The 23,687-nt window shown below is 57.3% G+C and carries 23 protein-coding genes; 4 read left to right on the top strand and 19 right to left on the bottom strand.

Annotated features, from left to right (window positions below):
* Window position 1: 1 nt before the first annotated feature.
* From GOV91_RS05120 to GOV91_RS05085, 8 genes are all read right to left on the bottom strand, one after another.
* Entirely contained in the window at window positions 2-1,219 is a 1,218-nt protein-coding gene (locus tag GOV91_RS05120) for a phenylacetate--CoA ligase family protein (RefSeq protein WP_171234682.1), read from the bottom strand.
* Between the two features lie 19 nt (window positions 1,220-1,238).
* Window positions 1,239-2,072, bottom strand: coding sequence for an ABC transporter ATP-binding protein (locus GOV91_RS05115; RefSeq protein ID WP_171092937.1), 834 nt, complete (start codon window positions 2,070-2,072; stop codon window positions 1,239-1,241).
* 111 nt (window positions 2,073-2,183) lie between these two features.
* Window positions 2,184-3,467, bottom strand: a complete 1,284-nt coding sequence (locus GOV91_RS05110; RefSeq protein ID WP_171178534.1) for an ABC transporter substrate-binding protein — start codon at window positions 3,465-3,467, stop codon at window positions 2,184-2,186.
* A 76-nt stretch (window positions 3,468-3,543) separates the two neighbouring features.
* Complete coding sequence (locus GOV91_RS05105; RefSeq protein WP_171178536.1) at window positions 3,544-4,620, bottom strand: branched-chain amino acid ABC transporter permease; 1,077 nt, start codon at window positions 4,618-4,620, stop codon at window positions 3,544-3,546.
* A gap of 3 nt (window positions 4,621-4,623) precedes the next feature.
* A complete protein-coding gene (locus GOV91_RS05100; RefSeq protein WP_171178538.1) occupies window positions 4,624-4,881 on the bottom strand; it encodes a hypothetical protein in 258 nt (85 codons plus the stop codon).
* Window positions 4,882-4,884: 3 nt separating this feature from the next.
* Window positions 4,885-5,871 carry a branched-chain amino acid ABC transporter permease gene (locus tag GOV91_RS05095; protein WP_171092928.1) on the bottom strand — a complete coding sequence of 329 codons (987 nt, stop codon included), beginning with the start codon at window positions 5,869-5,871 and terminating at the stop codon, window positions 4,885-4,887.
* Between the two features lie 29 nt (window positions 5,872-5,900).
* Window positions 5,901-6,719, bottom strand: a complete 819-nt coding sequence (locus GOV91_RS05090; RefSeq protein ID WP_171092927.1) for an ABC transporter ATP-binding protein — start codon at window positions 6,717-6,719, stop codon at window positions 5,901-5,903.
* 52 nt (window positions 6,720-6,771) lie between these two features.
* On the bottom strand, window positions 6,772-8,715 hold the full coding sequence (locus GOV91_RS05085) for an AMP-binding protein (RefSeq protein WP_171234839.1): 1,944 nt from the start codon (window positions 8,713-8,715) through the stop codon (window positions 6,772-6,774).
* 344 nt (window positions 8,716-9,059) lie between these two features.
* On the opposite strand from GOV91_RS05085, the gene GOV91_RS05080 reads away from it, so the two are divergent.
* Window positions 9,060-9,425, top strand: a complete 366-nt coding sequence (locus tag GOV91_RS05080; RefSeq protein WP_171234681.1) for a cupin — start codon at window positions 9,060-9,062, stop codon at window positions 9,423-9,425.
* A 100-nt stretch (window positions 9,426-9,525) separates the two neighbouring features.
* Here GOV91_RS05080 and mutT read toward each other — a convergent pair whose 3' ends face one another.
* Genes mutT through GOV91_RS05065 form a run of 3 tightly spaced genes read right to left on the bottom strand, consistent with a single transcriptional unit; the run spans window position 9,526 to window position 12,002 of the window.
* Window positions 9,526-9,924 (bottom strand): 8-oxo-dGTP diphosphatase MutT, encoded by a 399-nt coding sequence (gene mutT / locus GOV91_RS05075; protein ID WP_171234680.1) that lies wholly within the window; start codon window positions 9,922-9,924, stop codon window positions 9,526-9,528.
* On the bottom strand, window positions 9,921-11,147 hold the full coding sequence (gene argJ, locus GOV91_RS05070) for a bifunctional glutamate N-acetyltransferase/amino-acid acetyltransferase ArgJ (protein WP_171234679.1): 1,227 nt from the start codon (window positions 11,145-11,147) through the stop codon (window positions 9,921-9,923). The genes mutT and argJ overlap by 4 nt, the downstream gene beginning before the upstream one ends.
* Window positions 11,148-11,153: 6 nt before the next feature.
* Complete coding sequence (locus tag GOV91_RS05065) at window positions 11,154-12,002, bottom strand: peptidylprolyl isomerase (protein ID WP_171234678.1); 849 nt, start codon at window positions 12,000-12,002, stop codon at window positions 11,154-11,156.
* A 176-nt stretch (window positions 12,003-12,178) separates the two neighbouring features.
* Between GOV91_RS05065 and secA the strand changes: the two genes are divergently transcribed.
* The 3 genes from secA (at window position 12,179) to GOV91_RS05050 (ending at window position 17,489) form a co-directional block, all read left to right on the top strand.
* Window positions 12,179-14,896: a preprotein translocase subunit SecA gene (secA, locus tag GOV91_RS05060; RefSeq protein ID WP_171234677.1), complete on the top strand. Its 2,718-nt coding sequence runs from the start codon at window positions 12,179-12,181 to the stop codon at window positions 14,894-14,896.
* Window positions 14,897-14,996: 100 nt separating this feature from the next.
* Window positions 14,997-15,914: a hypothetical protein gene (locus GOV91_RS05055; protein WP_171234676.1), complete on the top strand. Its 918-nt coding sequence runs from the start codon at window positions 14,997-14,999 to the stop codon at window positions 15,912-15,914.
* A gap of 24 nt (window positions 15,915-15,938) precedes the next feature.
* On the top strand, window positions 15,939-17,489 hold the full coding sequence (locus GOV91_RS05050) for a phosphate ABC transporter substrate-binding/OmpA family protein (protein ID WP_171234675.1): 1,551 nt from the start codon (window positions 15,939-15,941) through the stop codon (window positions 17,487-17,489).
* Window positions 17,490-17,492: 3 nt separating this feature from the next.
* Here GOV91_RS05050 and radC read toward each other — a convergent pair whose 3' ends face one another.
* Genes radC through GOV91_RS05010 form a run of 8 tightly spaced genes read right to left on the bottom strand, consistent with a single transcriptional unit; the run spans window position 17,493 to window position 23,686 of the window.
* The gene (gene radC, locus GOV91_RS05045; protein WP_171234674.1) at window positions 17,493-18,248 is read right to left on the bottom strand and encodes a DNA repair protein RadC; all 756 of its coding nucleotides are present in this window, start codon (window positions 18,246-18,248) and stop codon (window positions 17,493-17,495) included.
* A 35-nt stretch (window positions 18,249-18,283) separates the two neighbouring features.
* A complete protein-coding gene (locus tag GOV91_RS05040) occupies window positions 18,284-19,018 on the bottom strand; it encodes an ABC transporter permease (protein WP_171234673.1) in 735 nt (244 codons plus the stop codon).
* A complete protein-coding gene (locus GOV91_RS05035; RefSeq protein ID WP_171234672.1) occupies window positions 19,015-19,743 on the bottom strand; it encodes an ABC transporter ATP-binding protein in 729 nt (242 codons plus the stop codon). Before GOV91_RS05035 ends, GOV91_RS05040 begins: the two co-directional genes overlap by 4 nt.
* Window positions 19,740-20,414, bottom strand: a complete 675-nt coding sequence (tenA, locus tag GOV91_RS05030) for a thiaminase II (protein ID WP_171234671.1) — start codon at window positions 20,412-20,414, stop codon at window positions 19,740-19,742. Before tenA ends, GOV91_RS05035 begins: the two co-directional genes overlap by 4 nt.
* Complete coding sequence (locus tag GOV91_RS05025; RefSeq protein WP_171234670.1) at window positions 20,411-21,346, bottom strand: ABC transporter substrate-binding protein; 936 nt, start codon at window positions 21,344-21,346, stop codon at window positions 20,411-20,413. The genes tenA and GOV91_RS05025 overlap by 4 nt, the downstream gene beginning before the upstream one ends.
* Window positions 21,347-21,366: 20 nt before the next feature.
* Window positions 21,367-22,332 carry a HesA/MoeB/ThiF family protein gene (locus GOV91_RS05020; RefSeq protein ID WP_171178571.1) on the bottom strand — a complete coding sequence of 322 codons (966 nt, stop codon included), beginning with the start codon at window positions 22,330-22,332 and terminating at the stop codon, window positions 21,367-21,369.
* A complete protein-coding gene (locus GOV91_RS05015; protein WP_171234669.1) occupies window positions 22,329-22,925 on the bottom strand; it encodes a thiamine phosphate synthase in 597 nt (198 codons plus the stop codon). Before GOV91_RS05015 ends, GOV91_RS05020 begins: the two co-directional genes overlap by 4 nt.
* Complete coding sequence (locus tag GOV91_RS05010) at window positions 22,922-23,686, bottom strand: thiazole synthase (RefSeq protein ID WP_171184599.1); 765 nt, start codon at window positions 23,684-23,686, stop codon at window positions 22,922-22,924. Before GOV91_RS05010 ends, GOV91_RS05015 begins: the two co-directional genes overlap by 4 nt.
* Between the last annotated feature and the right edge of the window lies 1 nt (window position 23,687).

Below are 23,687 nucleotides of genomic sequence, written 5' to 3'. Positions count from 1 at the left end.
GCTATTCGTAAACCCGCTGGTCCTCGATGACCAAGCCATCTTTGGGAAGCGAACCCGGGGCCACGACCTCGATCGCGCCTTTCAGCTTCAGCACTTCGGCCACCGACTTAGCATAGGCCGGGTTATCCCCGCCTGCGCTTTCGATTTGTACGGTCATCGTGTCCATCTCGCCTTGACGCATCGCGATGACGCGGGCTTTGACAATCTCGTCATGTTTGTCGACCAGTGCCGCCACCTGTTCCGGGCGCACGAACATACCTTTGATCTTGGTGGTCTGGTCCGCGCGACCCATCCAGCCCTTGATCCTCGTGTTGGTGCGGCCGCAAGGCGAAACACCCGGCATCACCGCCGACAGATCCCCTGTCGCAAAGCGGATGAGCGGGTAATCAGGGTTCAAAGAGGTCACGACAACCTCGCCCACTTCACCCGGGGCGACCGGAATACCAGTTCCGGGGGTCACAATCTCGACGATCACATGTTCGTCGATGATCATCCCTTCCATTGCTGCGCTTTCGTAGGCGATGTTACCAAGATCCGCCGTCGCATAACATTGCAGGCACGAAATTCCGCGATCCGCATATTCCTGACGCAATGACGGAAACAGCGCCCCGCCGCCAACAGCAGCTTTCGAGAAATTCAGCGAAACGCCCATCTCATCGGCTTTGTCCAGAATGACTTTCAGATAATCCGGCGTGCCCGCATAGGCCGTACAACCGACATCCCGCGCCGCTGTCACCTGCAATTCCGTCTGTCCGGTGCCCGCAGGCAAAACGGCTGCGCCAACCGCACGTGCACCGTTTTCAAAGATCATGCCCGCTGGGGTCAGGTGATAGCCAAAGCAGTTCTGCACAATATCACCGGCGCCTACACCCGCTGCATTCAGGAACCGCCCCATGCGCCACCAGTCGTGATCCGTGCTGCCCGGTTCATAAATTGGGCCCGGCGACTGGAATACATGATGAAAATGCCGTGCCGGTTTCACCGTGAACCCTCCAAAGGGCGGCCGTTCGGCTTGCGCGCGGGTCAGGTCCGACTTTCGCAACACCGGCAACAGCGGCAAATCTTCTATGGATACCACTTTGTTAGTGTCTGATTCCGACAGATGCGCCGCGAACCCGGGTGCGGATGCCACGCGCTTGATCTGTTCTACAAGTGCTACCGCCTGATCGGAGGCGCGTTGGTCTGCCGAGCGGGTTTCGAGTGCATCGAAATAGGTCATCGCCATATCCTCCATCCGTTCACAGCCATCTCTTGCGGCGGCGGTAAGACCGCACGTCGCGAAAGCTTTTGCGGCCTTCATCTGACATGCCGAGGTAGAATTCCTTAACATCCGGGTTCTCGCGCAGCTCGGCAGCAGGGCCATCCATCACCACGCGTCCGGATTCCAAAATGTATCCGTAATGCGCAAACCGCAGAGCCACGTTGGTGTTCTGCTCAGCCAGCAGGAAAGACACACCCTCTTTCTCATTGAGGTCTTTCACAATGCCAAAAATCTCTTCGACCAGCTGCGGCGCAAGACCCATTGAGGGCTCGTCCAACAGGATCGTTTCAGGCCGCGACATCAAGGCCCGACCCATGGCAACCATTTGCTGTTCACCGCCTGAGGTATAGCCCGCTTGTGACTTGCGGCGTTCTTTCAGACGCGGGAAATAGTTGTAGACCAGTTCCAGATCCTGCTGGATCGCTGCAGACCCATCTTTGCGGGTATAGGCCCCGGTTAGCAGGTTTTCTTCAACAGTCAGGTGTTCAAAACAGTGGCGACCTTCCATCACCTGGATGACGCCCTTTTCCACCAGATCTGCCGGGTCGCTTTCATGCACGCTTTGACCGCGATACTTGATCGAGCCTTTGGTAACCTCACCCCGTTCCGAATGCAGCAGGTTTGACACAGCCTTGAGGGTTGTCGTCTTGCCTGCGCCATTGCCGCCCAGCAATGCCGTGATGCCCCCTTTTGGAACAGTAAGGCTGACGCCCTTCAGCACGAGGATTACGTGATTGTAGATCACCTCGATATTGTTGACTTCAAGCAGGGTTTCCGCCTGCACGTCAGTGGTATTTGCCGCATCCAGCATCAGCGCGTGTCCTCATGCCTGCCCAGCTTGGGGCGTCTGTAAGGAGCGGCAGCGAAACCGCCACTCCGAATGTTAGGGTGCCCCGGATAGGTTCCGGGACACTGGGTTGGTTTACTCGCAGCGCTGCGAGATGTTGTTTTCGGCCGCATAGGCTGCCGAGTCTTCCTCGATCAGCGCGTTGATGACCTCTACGTCAGTTGGCTTGAAATCCTGAACAGGGTTCCATGTTCCAGCGGCTGCATCCCACTGGACAACACCAACAAGACCCGGACCGCCGTGATTGTCACATGAGACCGAGAACTCGGGCCCGAACCCTGCCATGCCCAGCGCTTCCATCTTGGCGTTGGTGATTTCAAGCGCTTCCATGCCATCGCGCATCATCGACGCGTCGATATCTGCTGTGCCATGCATCTCTTGTGCAGTTTTGACCGCCTCGGCTGCCAGCATCGCCGCATAGAGACCGCGATTATACTGCACCGTGCCCAGCTGATCGCCTGCACCTGCGGCCTTGCCAGAATCGACAACGTATTTCTGCAGGTCCTCATAAACCGGGTAGTCGTCACCCAGACCGGTGAAGGTCAGCGCCTTGTAGCCGGTGGCCTTTTCACCTGCGGGTTGCACGTCGAATTCAGCACCGGACCACCAGACACCGATGAAGTTTTCCATCGGGAAACGGATATTGGCAGCTTCCTGAACCGCAACTTGGTTCATGACACCCCAGCCCCACATGATGACAAAGTCAGGCTTTTCACGACGAATTTGCAGCCACTGCGACTTCTGCTCCTGACCGGGGTGGTCGACAGGAAGCAGTGTAAGGTCATAGCCATGCTTTTCGGCCAGTGTCTCGAGCGTGCGGATCGGCTCTTTGCCGTAGGCCGAGTTGTGATAGACCAGCGCAATCTTCTTGCCGCTCAGGTCTCCGCCATTGCTGTCCAACAGATAGTTGATCGCGCCGGATGCACCGTTCCAGTAGTTGGCAGGATAGTTGAACACGTGGCTGAACACTTTACCGTTCGCCGCTGAGGTTCGGCCATATCCCATCGTGTGCAGAGGAATGCCATCAGCCGTCACTTTTGGGATCAGCTGATACGTGATGCCGGTCGACAACGGCTGATACACCAGCGCGCCTTCGCCCTTGGTCGATTCATAGCATTCCACACCTTTTTCGGTGTTGTACCCGGTTTCGCATTCCAGCACGCGGGCAGGAACGCCACCGATGCCGCCATCGCGTTCGTTCAGCAGGGTGAAATAGTCGGCATAACCGTCAGCAAACGGGATACCGCCTGCAGCATAAGGGCCAGTCCGGTAGCTGAGCGACGGGAACACAAGGTCGGCCATGACCGGACCTGCGGCCATCACGGCGCCCAGCGCCAGGGTTGCCAGTTTCTTGTTCATCGGGTGTCTCCTCCCTTGATTAATCCGATGTTGGTTTTCGGGCTTGTTGCACCCGTCTTTTCGTTGGACCGGCCCCTCAATGCGGGAACGGCCAGAGTCTGAGTTTCTCTTTGGCCACGCGCCACAATTGGGCCAGCCCGTGTGGTTCGAGGATCAGGAACATGATGATCAGTGCACCCACAATCACGAGGTTAAGGTGCGCCACGATATCTGTCGGCCAGCCAAGCAGGTCGACGCCAAGCAGTTTTAGAACCACAGGCAGCAAAACCAGGAAGGCCGCCCCGGCGAATGACCCAAAGATCGAGCCTAACCCGCCAATAATCACCATGAACAGCACCAGGAATGATTTCTGGATACCAAAGACCTCACCCACTTCGACCGCACCCAGGTAAACCGCAAAGAACAGCGCGCCCGAGATGCCGACAAAGAACGAACTGACGGCAAATGCAGTGAGCTTGGCCTTGAGCGGGTTCACTCCAATGATTTCGGCTGCGATGTCCATGTCGCGGATCGCCATCCAGGTCCGACCCGTTGTTCCACGGGTCAGGTTACGCGCAATTATGGCGCAGACTGTCAGGAAGATCAGGCAGAACAGGTATGTGGCCCAGGCCGGCGCATTCGGACCGGTGATGATGATGCCGAACACGTCCCGCTCGGGCGCGTTGATCTGACCTGATGCCGAATAGTTGTAGAACCATGGCACCCGGTTGAAGAGCCACACCAGAAAGAACTGTGCCGCCAACGTGGCCACGGCCAGATAAAACCCTTTGATTCGCAGTGACGGTAAGCCGAACAAAACGCCCACAAAGGCTGTGATGCCCCCGGCAAGGATCACGTGGATGAACATGCTGACATCGGGGAATGCGGTCATCAGCTTGTAGCAGGCATAGGCCCCCACCGCCATGAAACCACCGGTGCCCAGGCTGACCTGTCCGCAATAGCCCACCAAAATGTTCAGCCCGATCGCGGCAATCGCATAGATCAGGAACGGCAGCAGCAGCGCGTTCGCCCAATAGTCGTTGATGATGAAGGGAATGATCCCAAAAGCCACCGCCAGGACGACGTAATACCGGTACCGGTCGAACTTGATCGGGAAGGTCTGGCTGTCATCAATGTACGAGGTTTTGAAATCCCCGGCTTCACGATAGAACATGTCTTACTTTCCCCATTCTTCCTGTGCCCGGTTACGGGCTGCGGCATCCAATTGGTTGGATCCTTTGGCATATCCGCTCGCCTCTGAGGCGCGCACCAGTTTCAAGTAGGCCAGAACCCCCATGATCAGGCCCGCAAAGGCTAGGATCGCGGCGATGGTCAGCTGGCCTTCTGTCAGGTCGTCTGATGTGAGGGCGATGTACCCGAAGGCCCAGAACCCGGCCCATGCGATCACGTTGATGATGGCGATCAGCTTGGTCATGCACTACACCCTCTCAATGATCTTCTCGCCGAACAGACCTTGCGGTCGGAACACCAGAAAGATCAGTGCAAGAACATAGGCAAACCAGTTCTCGGTCGCTCCGCCCAGTGCCGGGCCCAGCGCGAATTCGAACAGTTTCTCGCCCACACCGATGATCAGCCCGCCCACAATGGCGCCGGGGATCGAGGTGAAACCGCCCAGCATCAGCACCGGCAGGGCCTTGAGCGCGATGAGCGAAAGCGAGAACTGAACGCCTGATTTGGTGCCCCACATGATCCCTGCGACCAGAGCGACGAAGCCTGCCACCGACCAGACCATGATCCAGATGAAGTTCAGTGAAATCCCGACCGACAGCGCCGCCTGGTGGTCATCCGCCACCGCGCGCATCGCACGGCCCTGTTTGGTGTACTGGCTGAACGCCACCAGCGCAGCCACCAACAGCGCGGCAATCACTGTGGCTACAATGTCCAGATTGTCGATGAAGAAGCCGTAATCGAAGATGTTAAAGGTCGTCTCGTCGATCCACAGGTTGATCCCCTGCGGCAGGCCCACATCCAGCGTCTTGATTTCAGACCCCCACATCAGGTCGGCCACGCCTTCAAGGAAATAGGCCAGACCGATAGTCGCCATGAACAGGATGATCGGCTCTTGCCCGACCAGATGGCGCATTACAAAACGTTGTACCGCCCAAGCCAGCAGGACCATCACCGCCATTGTAAGAATAATCGCAACCAATGCGGGTACGTTCCATCCAAAGTAGTGGATATGCGTTCCGAATATAGCGTTGATTAGATGCGCAAAGGGCACCTGACCTTTCATGATCCCAACCAGCGTCATCGCTGCGAACAGGGCCATAACCCCCTGCGCATAATTGAAAATCCCCGAAGCCTTGTAGATCAGCACAAAGCCCAGCGCGACCAGAGCATAGAGCACCCCGGCCATGAGACCGTTGAGGATGACCTCCATCGCAAATACGAGTTGTTCAGGCATCTGCGCCTCCCCAAATTTCTGTCTGGATATCAATCATGGCTGACCCCCAGATAGGCGTCGATGACCTCTTGATTGTTGCGCACCTCGTCCGGTGTGCCGTCCCCGATCTTCTTGCCATAATCCATCACGACCACCCGATCGCTCAGGTCCATCACAACGCCCATGTCATGTTCGATCAGAGCAATCGTTGTGCCAAACTCATCATTCACGTCGAGGATAAAGCGGCTCATGTCCTCTTTCTCTTCAACGTTCATGCCTGCCATGGGTTCATCCAACAGCAGCAGCTTGGGTTCCGCCGCCAGCGCTCGCGCCAGTTCGACGCGTTTTTTCAAACCATAAGGCAGGCGGGACACCGGCGTTTTGCGGATATGCTGAATCTCAAGGAAATCGATAATCTTTTCGACCGCCTCACGGTTCTCTGTCTCTTCCGCCTCGGCCTTGCCCTTCCACCAAGCCTGCTGAAACATGTTGGTTTTCATAAAGCTCAGCCGCCCGGTCATGACATTGTCCAGAACGCTCATACCTTCGAACAGAGCAATGTTCTGAAAAGTCCGTGCGATGCCTTGTTGCGCAACCTCATAAGGCCGCATTGGCGGGCGCTTTGATCCGTGGAACCAAACTTCGCCCTCTTGCGGGACGTAAAAGCCCGAGATCACGTTCAGCATCGAGGACTTACCCGCCCCGTTCGGCCCAATGATCGCGCGGATCTCACCTTCGCGAATGTCGAACGAGATATCCTTGATCGCCACCACACCGCCAAAGCGTAGGGTGATGTTTTTCATCTCCATCACCACACCGCCAATCTGGCGGCCGTCTTCGGTGACATATCCTTCGGAATTATCCAGCATCAGTTACTCCCTGACACGAAAACGAGAAGATGGGCGGCAGGTCGAGCGGCGCTCATTCCGCCGCAACCTTGTGCTGCGCGACCGGCACAACCGGTGCGTCTACGATCTCCAGAGTTGCAGAAATCGAGCCCTTGCGGCCATCCTCATAGGTCACTTCGGTGGTGGTCGAAACGCTCTCGGACCCGTCATATAGCGCAGCAATGATGTCGTGGAACTTGTCCTCGACAAAGCCGCGGCGCACTTTGCGGGTCCGGGTCATCTCGCCATCATCGGCATCCAGTTCCTTGTGCAGAACCACAAAGCGATGCACCTGACAGCCCGACAGCATTTCATCTGCCGCGACCGATTTGTTGACCTCTTCCACATGGCCGCGAATCGTCTCTAACACGCGGGGATGACCCGCCAGTTCCTGATATGACGCATAGGCCACGTTGTTACGCTCGGCCCAGTTCCCCACTGCCGTCAGGTCGATATTGATAAAGGCGACACAGCGATCCTTGCCGTTGCCAAACAGGACAACTTCTAGGATATCGGGATAGAATTTCAGTTTGTTCTCGACATATTTCGGCGCAAACATCGACCCGTCGGCCATCTTGCCCACATCCTTTGCACGATCGATGATCCGCAAGTGACCCGAGGTCTCTTCAATGAATCCCGCATCCCCGGTGGCCACCCACCCCTCGGCATCCTTTGTCGAGGCAGTCGAATCGGGATTGTTGTAGTACTCAACAAACACACCAGGCGAGCGATAGTGAATTTCACCCTTATCGTCGATCTTCAACTCCACATCCGGCGCGGGAACGCCAACTGTATCGGCACGCACCTCGCCATCCGGCTGTACAGTGATGAAGACGGTTGCCTCGGTCTGACCGTAAAGCTGTTTCAGGTTGATGCCCAAAGAGCGGTAGAAATCAAAGATTTCCGGCCCAATCGCCTCACCCGCCGTATAGCCGACGCGAAAACGGCCATAGCCAAGCGTATCCTTGAGCGGGCCGTAGACCAGCAGATTGCCCAACGCGTATTTTAGCTTGTCGCCAAAGCCCACCGGCTTGCCGTCCAACAACAGACCACCAACCTTCTTGGCATGCGCCATGAAGTGGTGGAACATGCGCTGCTTCAGCTTGCCCGCATCCTCCATCCGGATCATCACATTGGTCAGCTGCGTTTCGAACACGCGCGGCGGTGCGAAGAAATAGGTCGGCCCGATCTCGCGCAGGTCCGTCATCATGGTGTCAGCGCTTTCTGGGCAGTTCACGCAGAAGCCGCACCAATAGGCCTGACCGATCGAGAAAATGAAATCGCCCACCCAAGCCATTGGCAAATAGGACAGAATGTCCTCATTCCGGGTCAGGTGATCGAATTCTGCAGAATTCTTTGCGCTTTCAATGACATTGCGGTTCGACAGCACCACACCCTTGGGCTTGCCCGTGGTGCCCGAGGTATAAAGCATCACGCAGGTATCGTCGTAAGTGATCGCCGCAATGCGCTTGTCCAATTCAGCGTCAAACCGTGCATGACCGGCACTGCCTTCGGCCATAATGTCATCAAGCGCGTTCATCTGGCTGTGGTCATACTTCCGCATCCCGCGCTTGTCGGTATAGAGGATGTGTTTGACTTGATGCAGGTTTTCCTGAATCTCGATGACCTTGTCGACCTGCTCCTGATCGCCGCAGACGACGTATTTCGCACCACAGTGTTCCAGCACATAGGCCATCTCTTCGGCGACCGAGTCCTGATACAGAGGCACAGGCACCGCGCCCACCATCTGCGCGGCAACCATCGACCAATAATGCGCAGGACGGTTGCGGCCTATGACGGCGATATGGTCGCCTTTCTCAACGCCCAATTCCAGAAACCCAAGCGCAATCGCTCGAATTTCCTTGGCGGCTTCCGCCCAGGTCCAGCATTGCCAGATCCCGAATTCTTTTTCCCGATAGGCCGGGGAATCCCCGAACTGGGTCACATTGCGGTGTAGCAGCGCCGGAAGGGACGTCATCCCTTCGGCGCCCGACTGCGTCTGAGCCAATCTTTTTCTCCTCCCCATCCGGCCCCTCCTCCGAGCCGGAAACGACAGATCAGGAACACGCCCCGAATGCCGATGTCCCGATAAGGGACGCAGGAAAGATCAACGTCAAGTTTTGCCTGATGTTTTCTCAATTCTTACGAATTGTAACAGGGTTGGATGGACGGTGTTTCGAGCTGTACAAGCTGTGCAACCTGCCAGAATTCGTTGGCGGTTGGCGTTTTTTGGCGGAAAAATCAGTTTTGATCTCTTGATCTGCAGGACGGATTTTCTCCTATCATGTGGTCAGCAATTACTAAATTTGAAGGGATCAACTTGTGCATTTTTTCAGACTTTTCTCTGATCACAAAGGTGAAAGCCATTGGGAAGATGTGCCCGTGATTCTGAACGAACGCAGCTTTGCCCCACCGGCCCGAGAGATCGAGATTTCGGAACCAGAGCCCACCCGACAAGTTCTATTTCTCAGGTTGAGAGCGGGGTGGAACGAGCCAATTCATCCTACACCTGTCAAACAAAGACTCATCTGCTTGAAGGGCGCGGTGAAAGTTACCGCAAGCGATGGTGAAGCTCGGGAAATCTGGCCAGGTGACGTGTGGCACATGGAAGACAAACACGGGAAAGGCCATCACACAGAGGTGATCAGCCGAGGCGATTTCGAAGCGGTGGTTATTAAATATGAATGATCCTGGCCCGCGCGATGTCGTGATCAGGACAAATCATAAAATAAACCACGTTAGGTCTAAGTCGGATACGCTTGTTTAGGTACAAAAACGCTGCTCGAACCTATAACCAGTCCCGCAAAATCGGGATCAGCGGCACATCCGCGGCAGGCATCGGATAATTCCGTAGGTCATTCGCGCGCACCCATTTCAGCGCCTGACCTTCTCTCGATTGCGGTATCCCCTCCCACTTGCGGCAAGCGAACAGCGGCATGAGCAGGTGGAAATCATCATAACTGTGACTGGCGAAGGTCAACGGCGCGAGGCACGAGGCCCAGGTGTCGATGCCCAGTTCCTCGTGCAATTCGCGGATCAGCGCGGCTTCGGGGGTTTCGCCGGGTTCGATCTTGCCGCCGGGGAATTCCCACAGACCGGCCATGGATTTACCCTCAGGGCGTTGGGCCAGCAGGACACGGCCCTCGATGTCGATCAGGGCAACAGCAGACACTAACACTGTCTTCATGAACGGTAATCCGCGTTGATCTCGATGTAGCCATGGGTCAGGTCGCAGGTCCAAACGGTGGATTTGCCTTCGCCCAGTCCAAGGTCGACCGCGATCACAAGGTCCTGACCCTTCATGTATTCGGCCGCATCCTCCTCACGGTAGTCAGGGCTGACCCAACCTTTTTCCGCCACCAGAATGTCGCCGAACGAGATGCTCAGCAGGTCACGATCCGCCGCCGCGCCAGATTTGCCAATGGCCATGACGATACGACCCCAGTTGGGGTCCTCGCCCGCGATGGCGGTTTTGACCAGCGGAGAGTTGGCGATAGCCAGCCCGTGGGTTTTGGCATCGGCGTCCGTGGCGGCTCCGGTCACACGAATTTCTACGAATTTCGTGGCCCCTTCCCCGTCACGCACGACCTGTTGCGCGAGGTCCAGCATCACGGTTTCCAGCGCTTCGGCAAAGGCGGCATTGCCAGTGGCGTTCACGCCAGATGCCCCGGTGGCGCACAGAAGCAGGCTGTCCGAGGTCGACGTATCGCTGTCCACGGTAATGCAGTTGAAGGTCAGGTCAGTCTGCGCGCTCAGCATGGATTGCAGCGCGGATTGTTCAACCTGCGCGTCTGTGAAAATATAGACCAGCATTGTCGCCATATCGGGCGCGATCATGCCGGACCCCTTCGCAATCCCAGCAATAGAGACTGTTTTCCCGTCAATCTCGACCTGATCAGACGCCCCTTTCGGGAAGGTGTCGGTGGTCATGATGGCCCGTGCTGCATCCTCGATAGCATGGCGGCTCAGGCCGGATTTCAACGTCTCAAGCTGCGAAACGATACGGTCATGGGGCAACGGTTCACCAATCACCCCTGTGGACGAAGTAAAGACGCGTTCTACCGGAACGCCGGTGGCCTTGGACACGGCATGCGTCACCTCGGCCACCGAGGTCTGGCCATAGTGACCGGTAAAGGCATTGGCATTGCCCGAGTTCACCAAAATCGCCGCGGGCCCATCACTGGATCCACCGATCTTGTCCTGACAGTCCAGCACCGGCGCAGCCCGTGTGGCCGAGCGGGTAAAGACCCCGGCGACCGAAGTGCCTGGGTCCAAAACGGCCAGCATGACGTCGGTACGGCCCTGATAACGCACGCCGGCCTCGACGGTGGCGAAGCGCACACCGTCAATCGCGGGCAGGTCAGGGCATGACGCTGGGGCCAGCGGTGAAACCTTGGTAATCTTGGCCACGGGTCTTTACTCCTGAATCAGGTCCAGTTGGCGCATCATTTCGTGGCCTGCACCATCCAGCGCGGGACGCTCGATCTGTGCCTGTTGCGTAAGCTCATCAATACGGGCCTGAATGACGTCCTGCTGGATCGTCTGCACAAGTTCTTCGCGCACAACGTCCAATTCAGGCGCTTCGGTCTTGCGCGTGTCATTCAGCTTGACCAGATGCCAGCCAAATTGCGTCTGAACCGGATCCGAGACCTGCCCTTTTTCAAGCGCGATCACGGCGCCTTCGAACTCTGGCACCATTTGGCCCTTGCCAAACCAACCCAGCGCACCCCCATTGGGGCCGGACGGCCCAGTCGAGTTTTCGCGCGCAAGCTCGGCAAAGTCGGCACCTTCATCCAGCTGCACCTTAAGCTCTTTTGCTTTTTCCTCGGTCTCGACAAGGATGTGGCTGGCATCAAATTCGTCTTCGCCTGCGAAATCTTTGAATTGCGCATCATAGGCCGCTTGAATGGCATCATCCGTGACCGCAGCCTCTGTCAACGCGGCGACCGTCTGTACCGCACGCAGCGATCGCTCTTCATTCTCTAAACGCAGGGCGTTTTCAGTGTTCAGGTCATCTTGCTGCTGACCTAGCAATTGTTGCTGGATCAATTGTTCCAGAACAAAGTCGAACAAAACGTCGTCTTCTGCCTGCTGATACTGCGGGGGTAAAACGGCAACGGTTGCTATCACGTGACCAAGTGTGATCTCATCACCGTTCACACGCGCAACAACTGTGGACGCATCGGGCTGGGTTTCGGCGGCCAGCGGCAGCGCCATCATGGCAGTCAGAGCCAGCGATGGCAGAAAAGTGAGGCCTTTGGGCATTGAATCATCCTATTTCCTTGCCGCGACAGGGCGCAGCGTTGACACTCTGGAACCTGCCGCTTACATCGCTTTGAAGCCTTGGACAGGGCCGCCTTTCACCCCCCGTATCTATGGGTTGCGCGCAAGGTGGGCAAGCCTGTCGCAACCAAGACAAGAACAGATCCGCTGGAGTGAACATGCTGGGACTCGGAACGCTCGCCAAAAAGGTGTTCGGAACACCGAACGACCGCAAGATCAAGGCGACCCGCCCCCTGATCGAAAAGATCAACGCATTGGAACCCGAATTTGAGAAACTGTCGAATCAGGGCCTGATCGAAAAAACGGAAGAACTGCGCAAACGGGCGCTGGATGGCGAAAGCCTAGACAGTCTGCTGCCCGAAGCCTTTGCCAACGTGCGCGAAGGTGCAAAGCGCGCGCTTGGTTTGCGGGCCTTTGACGTGCAGTTGATGGGCGGAACCTTTCTGCATCAGGGCAATATCTCGGAAATGAAAACGGGTGAGGGCAAGACACTGGTCGCGACCTTCCCTGCCTATCTGAACGCTTTGACCGGCAAGGGCGTGCATGTGGTCACGGTGAACGAATACCTGGCCAAGCGCGACTCGGAATGGATGGGCAAGGTGTTTGCCGCCGTGGGCATGACCACCGGTGTGATCTGGTCGGGCCAGCCCGATGATGAAAAGATGACCGCTTATAAGTGCGACATCACCTATGCCACCAATAATGAGCTGGGTTTCGATTATCTGCGCGACAACATGAAGGCAGATCTGGAACAGGTTTATCAGAAACACCACAACTTCGCGATTGTGGACGAGGTCGACTCGATCCTAATCGACGAGGCGCGGACGCCGCTGATCATCTCGGGGCCTGCACAGGACCGCTCGGATCTGTACACCGCGATTGACGCGCTGATCCCAACGCTGAGCGATGACCATTTCAGTTTGGATGAAAAGTCGCGCAACGTGACCTTCACGGACGAGGGCAACGAGTTTCTGGAAGCTCAGTTGTTACAGGCGGGCCTGATTCCCGAAGGTCATTCCCTTTATGACCCCGAAAGCACCACGGTCGTGCACCACGTGAACCAGGGTCTGCGCGCGCACAAGCTTTTCCAACGGGACAAGGATTACATTGTCCGGGACGGCAACGTTGTTCTGATCGACGAGTTCACTGGCCGTATGATGCCGGGTCGCCGCCTGTCGGAAGGCCTGCACCAGGCGATTGAGGCCAAGGAGGGTGTGCAGATCCAGCCAGAAAACGTGACGCTGGCCAGCGTGACCTTCCAGAACTATTTCCGCTTGTATGACAAGCTGGGCGGTATGACCGGGACCGCGTTGACCGAGGCTGAGGAATTTCAGGAAATCTACGGTCTGGGCGTGGTCGAGGTTCCAACCAACAAGCCAATTGCCCGTATCGACGAGGATGACCAAGTTTATCGCACCGCAATGGAAAAATATGGTGCAATGATCAGCGAAACCCAAAAGGCGCAGGAAAAAGGTCAGCCGGTTCTGCTGGGCACCACTTCGATCGAGAAGTCCGAGTTGTTGAGCCAGATGCTGACCAAGGAAGGCATCGAGCACAACGTTCTGAACGCCCGCCAACACGAGCAGGAAGCGCAAATTGTCGCTGATGCAGGCCGTTTGGGCGCCGTGACGATTGCCACAAACATGGCCGGTCGCGGCACCGACATTCAACTCGGCGGCAATGTCGAAATGAAAGTGCTGAAGGCGCTGGCCGAAAACCCCGAGGCTGATCCGTCGGAACTGCGAGCCGCAGAAGAAGCGCGCCACGCTGAGGAAAAAGAAAAGGTTCTGGCTGCTGGTGGTCTATACGTCATGGCCTCGGAACGCCACGAAAGCCGCCGCATCGACAACCAGCTGCGTGGCCGCTCGGGCCGTCAGGGCGATCCGGGCCGCACCGTTTTCTACCTGAGCCTTGAAGACGATTTGATGCGCATCTTTGGCTCGGAACGTCTGGACAAGGTGCTGACCACGCTGGGCATGAAAGAAGGCGAGGCGATCGTCCACCCTTGGGTGAACAAGTCGCTGGAACGTGCGCAGTCCAAGGTCGAAGGCCGCAACTTCGACATGCGGAAAAACGTTCTCAAATTTGACGACGTGATGAACGATCAGCGTAAGGTGATCTTTACCCAACGCCGCGAAATCATGTCGGCCAATGACCTGTCCGAAATCGTCTCGGATATGCGCGAGCAGGTGATCGACGATCTGATCGATGAGTACATGCCGCCGAAATCCTATGCCGATCAATGGGATACCGATGGTCTGCACGAGTCGATCAAGGATAAGCTGACCATCGACGCCCCGGTTCAGGACTGGGCCGCCGAGGAAGGCGTGGATGACGAGCAAGTACGCGAACGTCTGATCAAAGCCGCTGATGAGATGATGGCCCAGAAAGCCGTCGCCTTTGGTCCGGAAAACATGCGCAATATCGAAAAACAGGTATTGCTACAAACTATCGACAGCAAATGGCGCGAGCATTTGCTGACGTTGGAACATTTGCGTTCGGTCGTCGGTTTTCGCGGTTACGCACAGCGCGATCCACTGAACGAATACAAGAACGAAAGCTTCCAACTTTTCGAAAGTATGCTGGACAGCTTGCGCGAAACCGTGACTCAGCAATTGTCGCGCGTGCGTCCGCTAACTGAGGACGAGCAGAAAGAAATGCTCGCCCAGATGGCTGCGCAACAAGCGCAGGCGCAACAGGCGGTGGACAAGGCCGCTGGTCAGGCCGAAGCCAAAGCCGAAGCTGCAGCATCCGGTGATGCACTGCCAGGGTTTGATGAGAATGACCCGTCAACCTGGGGTAACCCGTCGCGGAACGACCCCTGCCCCTGCGGCTCTGGCAAAAAGTTCAAACATTGCCACGGCCGATTGACCTAACGTCAACACACACTGATCACAATGAGTCCGTCTCGCGGCCACAAATTGGCCGCGATTCGTAACGAGAGTGCAAGCTGCTCCTTCAACTGGGGAGGGTGTCTTGTTTGTAGTTCGCAACTACGTGACCATGTGCGGTACCGTCGCCTGTGCTTTGGGCATCGGCTACCTGATGCAAAACGGATCATCTGCGCAGCCCGACGGTGCGCAGGCTGGAATTGATGTCGCTTCGGCATCCGAACAGTCTTCGGTTCTGTCGGGACTGGAAGATATTGTTTTGACCTCTGCCACACCCTCTGATGCAAATCCCGGCAATGCAGCTTCGGCACCTCGCGGGGTTCCTTCCGCGCTCAAACCGTCGGATTGCAATATCAGTGCCCGTGCGGTTGCGGTTTCGGGCGCGATGGCGCGTGTTTCGCTCAAAGCGCCATGCAACGCGGAAGAACGAGTTGAGGTCCATCACAGTGGCCTGACGGTCAGTCAAATGACCGATGCCTCTGGCGGGTTGCAAATGAACATCCCGGCCTTGTCGGAATACGCGATTTTCCTGATTTCGTTCGAAGATGAAACCGGCACTGTCGCCACCACTCACGTCACCGACATTGCTCAATACAATCGCGTTGCCCTGCAATGGCAGGGTGAGACCGAATTGCAGATCCATGCTCTGGAGTTCGGCGCCAGCTATGGCGGCGATGGCCATGTATGGGATGACGCATCGGCCAAAGGCGCCGGAAAGGTTTTGCGCCTGGGTCAGATCGGTCACGAAAAGGCACAGAATATCGAAGTGTATTCTTTTCCTGCAGGCGCATCGGATCAGTCCGGTACAATTGACCTGACGGTCGAGGCCGAAGTGACAGAAGCAAATTGTGGGCGCACGCTGAACGTGCAAGCTTTAGAGCTTCTGCCAGACCGTCGCTTGCGGTCACGCGACATGTCGCTGACCCTGCCTGATTGTTCACAGGCTGGTGAGTTTCTGGTGTTGAAAAATCTGCTCTCAGACCTGACAATTGCGGCAAAGTAATCCGCAGGCAGGTTCGGCTCTCTTATGACATTATTCCGTGTAGCGGCAGCTGCGCTGATTTCATTTGCCACTGGCGCTCTGGCGCAGGACATCACGCTGACGTCGCATGACGGCAAGGTCGAAGTGACCGGCAATCTGCTGGGCTTTGACGGCGAGTTTTATCGCGTAGAGACGCAGTTTGGCACACTCACGGTGGATGGATCGGGCGTTACATGTGACGGTCCAGCCTGCCCGAACCTGACCGATTTTGTGGCCGAGCTGTGGTTTTCCGGCTCATCCGTTATGGCTGAAACGGTACTGCCCGCGCTGATCATTGGCTTCGCGCAACAAGAAAGCCTGACCGCAACCCCGGCGCGTGTGGATTCGGACAGCTTTGTCTACGAACTAAGACAGGCTGAGCGCTCGGCACCGCTGGCGCGGTTTTATTTTGATGTAGGCACGACGGCGCGTGGATTCCGCGACCTGATCGAAGATCAGACGGATATCGTGATGGCCCAGCGCGAAGTGCGCGATACAGAGCGCGAAGTCGCCGAGGCCGCAGGCTTGGGCGACCTGAAACGGGCGCGGCGATCGCGGGTCATTGCTCTGGACGCCATGGTCCCGGTGGTGGCCCCGGACAACATGATGCAGCAGATTTCAATGGCAGATTTAGCCCGCATCCTGTCCGGGGACGTGACCAATTGGGCGGATTTGGGCGGCCCAGACGCGCCGATTGCTTTGCATGTCCCGGAAATAGGATCCGGGCTTTCGCAAGCTGTTGAAGACCAGGTTTTGAAAACCGTGGATGCAGAGTTGTCGCCGACAGCGACCCCGCACAGCCGAATCCGCGATCTGACAGACTCTGTCGCAAAAGATCCCTTTTCAATTGGGATAGCCAGCAAAGCCACAGCTAATACCACCCGCATCCTGCCACTGACCGGAGGATGCGGACATCCTCTTGCCGCGACCCGACAATCTATCAAGACCGAGGATTATCCGCTGACTCTGCCGATGTTCCTTTACCTCCCGGACCGACGCCTGCCACGGATCGCGCGACAGTTTCTGGCATACACCCAAAGCCCAGAGGCTCAGATGGCGATACGGGGCGCGGGGTATGTGGATCAATCGCCCGAAAACCTGCCGGTTGACGTGCAGGGCGACCGGCTGGCCAATGCCATCTTAACAGGCGGCTCCGAGGTCGGGTTGGAGGAGTTGCAGCGCATGATCGACACGCTGCGCCCACTTTCGCGCCTATCCTTGTCTGTTCGATTCGAACCCGGCTCTTCGCGCCCCGACGCACAGTCTCGTTCAAACATTCAACAACTGGCCCAGATGCTTGAGACCGGAACGCTGAAGGCGCGCAAGCTGGTGTTTGCGGGCTTCAGCGACGGTGACGGCGGGGCCGCCACCAATGCCCGCATCGCCTTGCGGCGCGCGCAAACCGTGCGCAACGCTGTGCTGGCGGCTGTGGAATCGTCACTGCCCGAAGGTATCGAGGTTTCAGCCGAAGGGTTTGGTGAGGCGATGCCAATGGCCTGCGATGACACGGAATGGGGCCGCAAAGTTAACCGTCGGGTCGAAATCTGGGTTCAGTAAGCGCTACAGGAATCCTTCCGACCGAAAGCTCAACTCGGTCGATTTTCCTATGATCAGGTGATCGTGCAGGGTTAGCCCCAAGGCCGAACAGGCATCCTGAATACGGTTGGTCATGTCGATGTCCGACTGCGAGGGCGTCGGGTCACCAGACGGGTGGTTATGGACCAATATCAAGGCCGAAGCATTCAGCTCCAGCGCCCGTTTTGCAACCTCGCGCGGATAGACCGGTACGTGATCAACGGTTCCTTTGGCCTGTTCTTCATCAGCGATCAGAACGTTTTTTCTGTCCAGATAAAACACCCGAAACTGCTCGGTTTCGCGATGGGCCATGGTGGTGTGACAATAATCCAGCAGCGCATCCCAACCCGAGATCACATGCCGCTGCATCACACGTGCACGCGCCATCCGATGGGCGCAGGCCTCGAGGATCTTGAGATCCGTGATCACGGTATCGCCCACGCCTTTGATCTGCCGCAGACGTTCTTCCGGCGCGGTCAACACGCGGTTGAAATCGCCAAACGCATCCATCAAACCACGCGCCAGCGGCTTCACGTCCTGCCGGGGTATCGACCGGAACAACACCAGTTCCAGCAACTCGTAATCCGGCATCGCCGCTGATCCGCCTGCCATGAACCGTTCGCGCAGCCGCTTGCGGTGGTCTTTTATGTAGGAGGGTAACCGACCTGACGGCAGCGGCTGCGCGGGCGCTTCGTCCGTGTCAAACAGCATAGGGGCTTCGGCAAAGGCGTTCTGGGTCATAGCTTCACCCTGACGCAGAATCAGTTTCTGATTGGTTAACGACCCTCTCCTGCCATACGTGCCGTGGCACGGCGGACGATCATGTGCAGAAGGATCGAGAACACACCCAGCGTCAGCATCGCCGCGAACATCAGGTCGGTCTTGGCGCGACCATTGGCCAGCAGCATCAGATAGCCCAAACCTTGCGACGAGCCGACCCATTCGCCAATCACCGCCCCGATCGGAGCATAAACCGCCGCCAGACGCATACCCGAAGCCAACGATGGCAGCGCCGCCGGAATACGGATGTGCCACAGGACCGAACGTTTGCTGGCCTGCATCGTGCGCGCTAAGTCTAGAAAGCCCGCAGGTGTTCGCATCAAACCATCAAAAAACGACGAGGTGATCGGGAAATAGATGATCAGAACCGCCATCGCGACCTTGGACCATAGACCATAACCAAGCCACAAGGTCAGCAACGGCGCCAACGCAAAAACCGGCAGCGCCTGAGTGAACACCAGCATGGGCTGCACCAAAACTCGCGCGGCGCGCGAATTCGCCAATTGCAGTGCTGTGATGACGCCCAGCACCGTACCGACAGCTAAGCCTATGACAACTTCAACTGCGGTGATCCACGCATGCTCGGCGATTAACCACCTGTTCTGCCACCAAGTTTCAGCCACCACGGCTGGTCCGGGCAGGATGAATTTTGGCAATCCGGTCAAGGTTACGATCCCTTGCCAGATGAGCAGAGCAAACAGAGTGGCTGCCAGCGCCGACAGATACCTCATGCTGCGTCCTCCCGCAGAAGCCGCAGCAATGCACCCTGAGTTTCCAGCGTTTCCAGATCATCCACGCTGCGCGGGGCCGGAGCATGAGGCGGGTCGCAAGGGGTCAGGCCGTGTTCGGTCATGACAACAATGGACTGCCCCAAGCGCGCGGCTTCACCTGGGTCATGCGTGACCAAAAGGACAGTTCGCCCCACCAGCGCTTCGGCCGCCAGATCCTGCATATCGGCGCGAGTCCGGGCGTCGAGCGCCGAAAAGGGCTCATCCAGCAGCACGATGGGCCGGTCTTCCATCAACGTACGGGCCAGCGCGACGCGCTGTCTTTGCCCCCCCGACAGCTCGGTCGGTTTCTTGGTCATGTGATCCTGCAGGCGCATCCGTTTGATCAGGCGGTCACGCCGATCCAAATCAGGCTTTTCTCCCCGTAACCGTGCGCCAAGCGAAACGTTCTGAGCCACTGTCGCCCAGGGCAACAGAAGGTCATCCTGCGCCATGTAAGCTACCCGATCCGAGACCGGCAACCCGTCGCTTGCTGTGATCTGACCCAAGAACTTGGCCCCGGTTTCCAGCCCGGCAATCAATCTCAAAACGGTGGTTTTTCCCACGCCCGATCCGCCCAGCAAACAGGTCCAAGCACCCGCGTCCAGTTTCAAGGTCAACGGTGCAAACAGGGTCGCATCGTCGATTTTGGCTGATCCGCTGATTGTCAGACCGGGCGCACGGGTCATGGTGTTAGGCCCATTTGCCAGAAATTAACCTCCAATTCCGTCGCCGTCCGGAAGGTTTGACACAGACGATGCCAGCGGGGTGAAGATTCAAAATCCGCCCCAATACGCCGCGTTAGAGCCGAATCCAGCAACTCACCTACCGCTTGGCACGCGCCTTGATACTCTTCACCGGCATAGGTGTTGATCCAATCGCGATAGGTCTCGGACGTCGCTTCCTCCGCCAGCCGGGTACCGATCTCACCATAGCCCATAACGCAGGGGGCCAACGCTGCCAGCAGGTCCAGCAGATCACCGCTGTATCCCGCTTCGAGGACGAACCGCGTATATGCAAGATTTTCGGCGCGTTCGGGGGTGGCGAACAATTCATCCTGTGAGATTCCAGCAGCCTCACAGATACCGATGTGCAGCTGCATTTCTTCCGCAACCAAAGCGTTCACGGTGCCGACCGCTGTCAGCATTTCGGAATGCGTTTCCGATTTCACAACTGCCAAAGCCCACGCACGAGAAAAATGGATCAGAAACACGTAATCCTGACGCAGATAGTGAAGAAACGCCTCACGCGGCAGCGTTCCATCCTTCATTCCTTCGACAAAGGCGTGGCGGGTATAGTCCCGCCACGGCCCCTGCGCCGCATCACGCATCAGCGTGAAGGCTTTGCCATACCCGTTCATTGCGCGGTAACATCGATGGTCAGATCACTGACCGGAAGGATGCTATCGATCATGCCGCTTTCGTTCAGGAACGCCTCGAACCGGGCATACCGACCGGCATCAAAACCTGCAGGGCGCAGTGCAAAACGTGGCAACGTATCGACCCAAGCGCGGGCGTTCAGCTCATCTTGCAGTTCAGGCGACGTGCTTGCGAAGATCTCCCAGCTTTTTTCTGGGTTGTTGACGATATACTGGGTCGCTTTTTCGGTCGCAGCCAAAAAGCGGGCGATCTTGTCTTTGTCCATCGTCTCGGGGTTGGCGACATAAATCAGCTCGTCGTAAGATGGCACGCCTTCTTCCTCGATATAAAAACAAGTGCCCGGACGACCTTCGATATCCATCTGGTTGAGTTCAAAGTTACGGTAAGCCCCGATAACCGCATCGACCTGGCCAGTCATCAGCGAGGGCGAGAGTGAGAAGTTGACGTTGATCAGCTCCACATCGTCCAATGCAACGTCATATTTGCCCAGAACGGTGCCAAGGATGGCCTCTTCGACACCTGCGACAGAGAAACCGATCTTCTTGCCCTTGAGGTCGGCGGGCGATTTGATCGGGCCGTCTTCCAGCACCAAAAGGCAGTTCAAGGGTGTTGCAACCAGTGTGCCAACGCGTTTCAGGGGCAGGCCCTCGTGGATTTGCAGATGTAGCTGGGGCTGATACGACACGGCCAGGTCCGCCTGCCCAGCAGCAACCAGACGCGGCGGGGCGGACGGATCCGCGGGCGGGACGATTTCGACCTCAAGGCCCTGCTCGGCAAAATAGCCGTTTTCCTGAGCCACAATAATAGGGCCATGGTCAGGGTTGATGAACCAATCCAGCAGGACTGTCATCTTGTCTTCGGCCCAGGCTGGCGCGGCGGCCAAAAGGGCTATGGCTGTCATCAGCTTCTTCATGTCTCGCGTTTCCTTTTCATTCACGAGGTTGAGGCCGCGACGAGGACAATCTCGCCTGGCCAATTCGGTTGCATGTGTTCCGCCGCACGCCACGAGCGCAGGCCTGTCGCACAGCAAAGAGCAAGCCGTTTCCCTTTATTAGGGTCTATCTGTTGCAAGTTTTCAGGTGATATACGGATGGCGTCAGGGTGTGCTGGAACTGGTGCTTCTTCTATACCGCGCAACTCCACGATTTGGTCGGCATCCGTCAGTTGATTAACAGATAGGAAGCGGAAGCACGTATTCGGCTCGGGCGCATCGTCAAAGCGGAACCCCGTACTGCGCAGGGTTTGCGCGTCATACTGCACAATCTGGCCCAAGGGCGAAGGCTCCAGCCCAAGGATCAGGTTGAGCGCCATCTGCGCCTGCATCGCCCCGATCACACCAACCACAGGACCCAGAACGCCCGCCGTAGCGCAGCTGGCCCCACTATCGGGCGCGTCCGGGAACACAGCGCGCAGGGATGGGGCTCCGCCGCAGAATCCACCGACATAGCCCGAAAGCCCCAGAACCGAAGCGCTGATTAACGGTTTGCCTTGCGCGAGGCACGTGTCCGACAGGATATAGCTGGCCGCGTAACTGTCGGCGCAATCCAGAACGACATCGGCTTGCGCCACCAGGGAAGCCGCGTTTTCGCTTGTAAGGGCGTGATTGAGGGCGACAACTTCAACTTCGGCATTCAATGCACGGCACCGGTCAGCAGCGCGTTCGGCTTTTGGATGTCCACAGTCTGCCTCAGCAAACAAGGTTTGCCGATGCAGATTCGACAGATCCACAGTGTCACCATCTACAATCGTGATCCCCCCAACGCCGGCCCCGGCCAAAAGCGGCAGGACCGGCGCGGCCAACCCGCCTGCTCCCACCACCAGAACACGAGCTGAAGACAAGCGGCCCTGTCCTTCGGCGCCCACTTCGGGCAGAAGCGTCTGACGGTTATAGCGGCTCATCGCGTCGCCTCGATCCACGCGCGCACCCGTGCTTCGGGATCCGCGTTTAGGGTGATGTCCGTCACGGCCGAGACAATATCGGCCCCGGCCTCCAGCACCCCCGCTGCGCGCTCGACGCTCATGCCGCCGATACCAACCAAGGGAATGTCGCCAACACGTGCCTTCCATTCGGTCACGCGGGGCAGGCCCTGTTGATGCCATTTCATCTTTTTCAGGATGGTTGGATAGACCGGTCCCAGTGCCACATAGTCGGGATCCATTGCCAACACGCGCTCAAGCTCATCATCGTCATGAGTTGAAACACCCAGCTTTAGACCCGCTTTTTGGATGGCTTTCAGGTCAGCATCATCCAGATCCTCTTGCCCAAGGTGAATCCAGTCGCATCCCAGATCGATGGCATGTTGCCAATAATCATTGATCACCAGAACTGCCCCATGATCGCGGCACAAATCGCGCGAGGCCGCTATCTGGTCGCGAACCTGATCATCAGGCTGATCCTTTACGCGCAATTGCACCAGTTTGACACCCAACGGCAACATCCGGCGCAGCCAATCCGAGTGATCAAAGATCGGATAAAAACGGTCCAGCGTCATGACAGAAATGCCTTTCCAACAACGGGGGTCGAGGGTTCAGCCATATCGCGCGCCTCAATCGGGTCCGCCTGATGGGCCAATTGCCCGGCCAGTGTCGCCTGCGCCATCGCTTTGGCCATCAGAACAGGATCCCCGGCGCGAGCCACGGCCGTGTTCAAAAGGACGGCGTCATAGCCAAGTTCCATTGCGTGGGCCGCATGGCTGGGCAGACCGATACCGGCATCGACCACCAACGGAACATCCGGAAACTCGGCCCGCATAGCGCGCAAGGCGTATTCGTTGTTCAGACCACGCCCAGACCCAATGGGCGCACCCCAAGGCATAAGCACCTCGCACCCTGCTTCTAACAAGCGTTCGCCCACGATCAGATCGTCAGTGGTATAGGGGAACACCTGAAACCCGTCTTCGGTCAGGATACGGGCGGCTTCGACCAACTGGAACACATCCGGTTGCAGGCTGTCGGTGTGCCCAATCAGTTCCAGTTTGATCCACGGGGTCTCAAACACCTCGCGGGCCATATGGGCTGTGGTCACGGCCTCTTTTACTGTATGACAGCCAGCTGTGTTAGGCAGGATCAGGACGCCAAGCTCCCGGATCATCTGCCAAAAGGTCTGCCCCGCACCGGATTCACGGCGCAGGGATACGGTTGCAACACCCGCACCGCTGTCACGGAAAGCCTGCTCCAGAATGGCAGGGCTGGGGTATTGGGCCGTGCCGAGCATCAGCGGGTTGGGCAGTTCCGTTCCATAAAAGGTTTTCATC

Source organism: Ruegeria sp. HKCCA6837 (assembly GCF_013034475.1).
Taxonomy (GTDB): domain Bacteria; phylum Pseudomonadota; class Alphaproteobacteria; order Rhodobacterales; family Rhodobacteraceae; genus Ruegeria.
This window is presented reverse-complemented; position numbering and strand designations above follow the sequence as displayed.

Excerpts from the sequence above, each read along its gene's own strand:
- radC (WP_171234674.1), bottom strand. The coding sequence starts at position 18,248 with ATGACCCAGAACGCCTTTGCCGAAGCCCCTATGCTGTTTGACACGGAC.
- GOV91_RS05020 (WP_171178571.1), bottom strand. The coding sequence starts at position 22,332 with ATGAGCCGCTATAACCGTCAGACGCTTCTGCCCGAAGTGGGCGCCGAA.
- GOV91_RS05105 (WP_171178536.1), bottom strand. The coding sequence starts at position 4,620 with ATGTTCTATCGTGAAGCCGGGGATTTCAAAACCTCGTACATTGATGAC.
- GOV91_RS05025 (WP_171234670.1), bottom strand. The coding sequence starts at position 21,346 with ATGAAGAAGCTGATGACAGCCATAGCCCTTTTGGCCGCCGCGCCAGCC.
- GOV91_RS05010 (WP_171184599.1), bottom strand. The coding sequence starts at position 23,686 with ATGAAAACCTTTTATGGAACGGAACTGCCCAACCCGCTGATGCTCGGC.
- mutT (WP_171234680.1), bottom strand. The coding sequence starts at position 9,924 with ATGAAGACAGTGTTAGTGTCTGCTGTTGCCCTGATCGACATCGAGGGC.
- GOV91_RS05050 (WP_171234675.1), top strand. The coding sequence starts at position 15,939 with ATGACATTATTCCGTGTAGCGGCAGCTGCGCTGATTTCATTTGCCACT.
- GOV91_RS05035 (WP_171234672.1), bottom strand. The coding sequence starts at position 19,743 with ATGACCCGTGCGCCCGGTCTGACAATCAGCGGATCAGCCAAAATCGAC.
- tenA (WP_171234671.1), bottom strand. The coding sequence starts at position 20,414 with ATGAACGGGTATGGCAAAGCCTTCACGCTGATGCGTGATGCGGCGCAG.
- secA (WP_171234677.1), top strand. The coding sequence starts at position 12,179 with ATGCTGGGACTCGGAACGCTCGCCAAAAAGGTGTTCGGAACACCGAAC.
- GOV91_RS05120 (WP_171234682.1), bottom strand. The coding sequence starts at position 1,219 with ATGACCTATTTCGATGCACTCGAAACCCGCTCGGCAGACCAACGCGCC.
- GOV91_RS05115 (WP_171092937.1), bottom strand. The coding sequence starts at position 2,072 with ATGCTGGATGCGGCAAATACCACTGACGTGCAGGCGGAAACCCTGCTT.
- GOV91_RS05040 (WP_171234673.1), bottom strand. The coding sequence starts at position 19,018 with ATGAGGTATCTGTCGGCGCTGGCAGCCACTCTGTTTGCTCTGCTCATC.
- GOV91_RS05090 (WP_171092927.1), bottom strand. The coding sequence starts at position 6,719 with ATGCTGGATAATTCCGAAGGATATGTCACCGAAGACGGCCGCCAGATT.
- GOV91_RS05110 (WP_171178534.1), bottom strand. The coding sequence starts at position 3,467 with ATGAACAAGAAACTGGCAACCCTGGCGCTGGGCGCCGTGATGGCCGCA.
- GOV91_RS05015 (WP_171234669.1), bottom strand. The coding sequence starts at position 22,925 with ATGACGCTGGACCGTTTTTATCCGATCTTTGATCACTCGGATTGGCTG.
- GOV91_RS05095 (WP_171092928.1), bottom strand. The coding sequence starts at position 5,871 with ATGCCTGAACAACTCGTATTTGCGATGGAGGTCATCCTCAACGGTCTC.
- GOV91_RS05100 (WP_171178538.1), bottom strand. The coding sequence starts at position 4,881 with ATGACCAAGCTGATCGCCATCATCAACGTGATCGCATGGGCCGGGTTC.
- GOV91_RS05065 (WP_171234678.1), bottom strand. The coding sequence starts at position 12,002 with ATGCCCAAAGGCCTCACTTTTCTGCCATCGCTGGCTCTGACTGCCATG.
- GOV91_RS05085 (WP_171234839.1), bottom strand. The coding sequence starts at position 8,715 with ATGACGTCCCTTCCGGCGCTGCTACACCGCAATGTGACCCAGTTCGGG.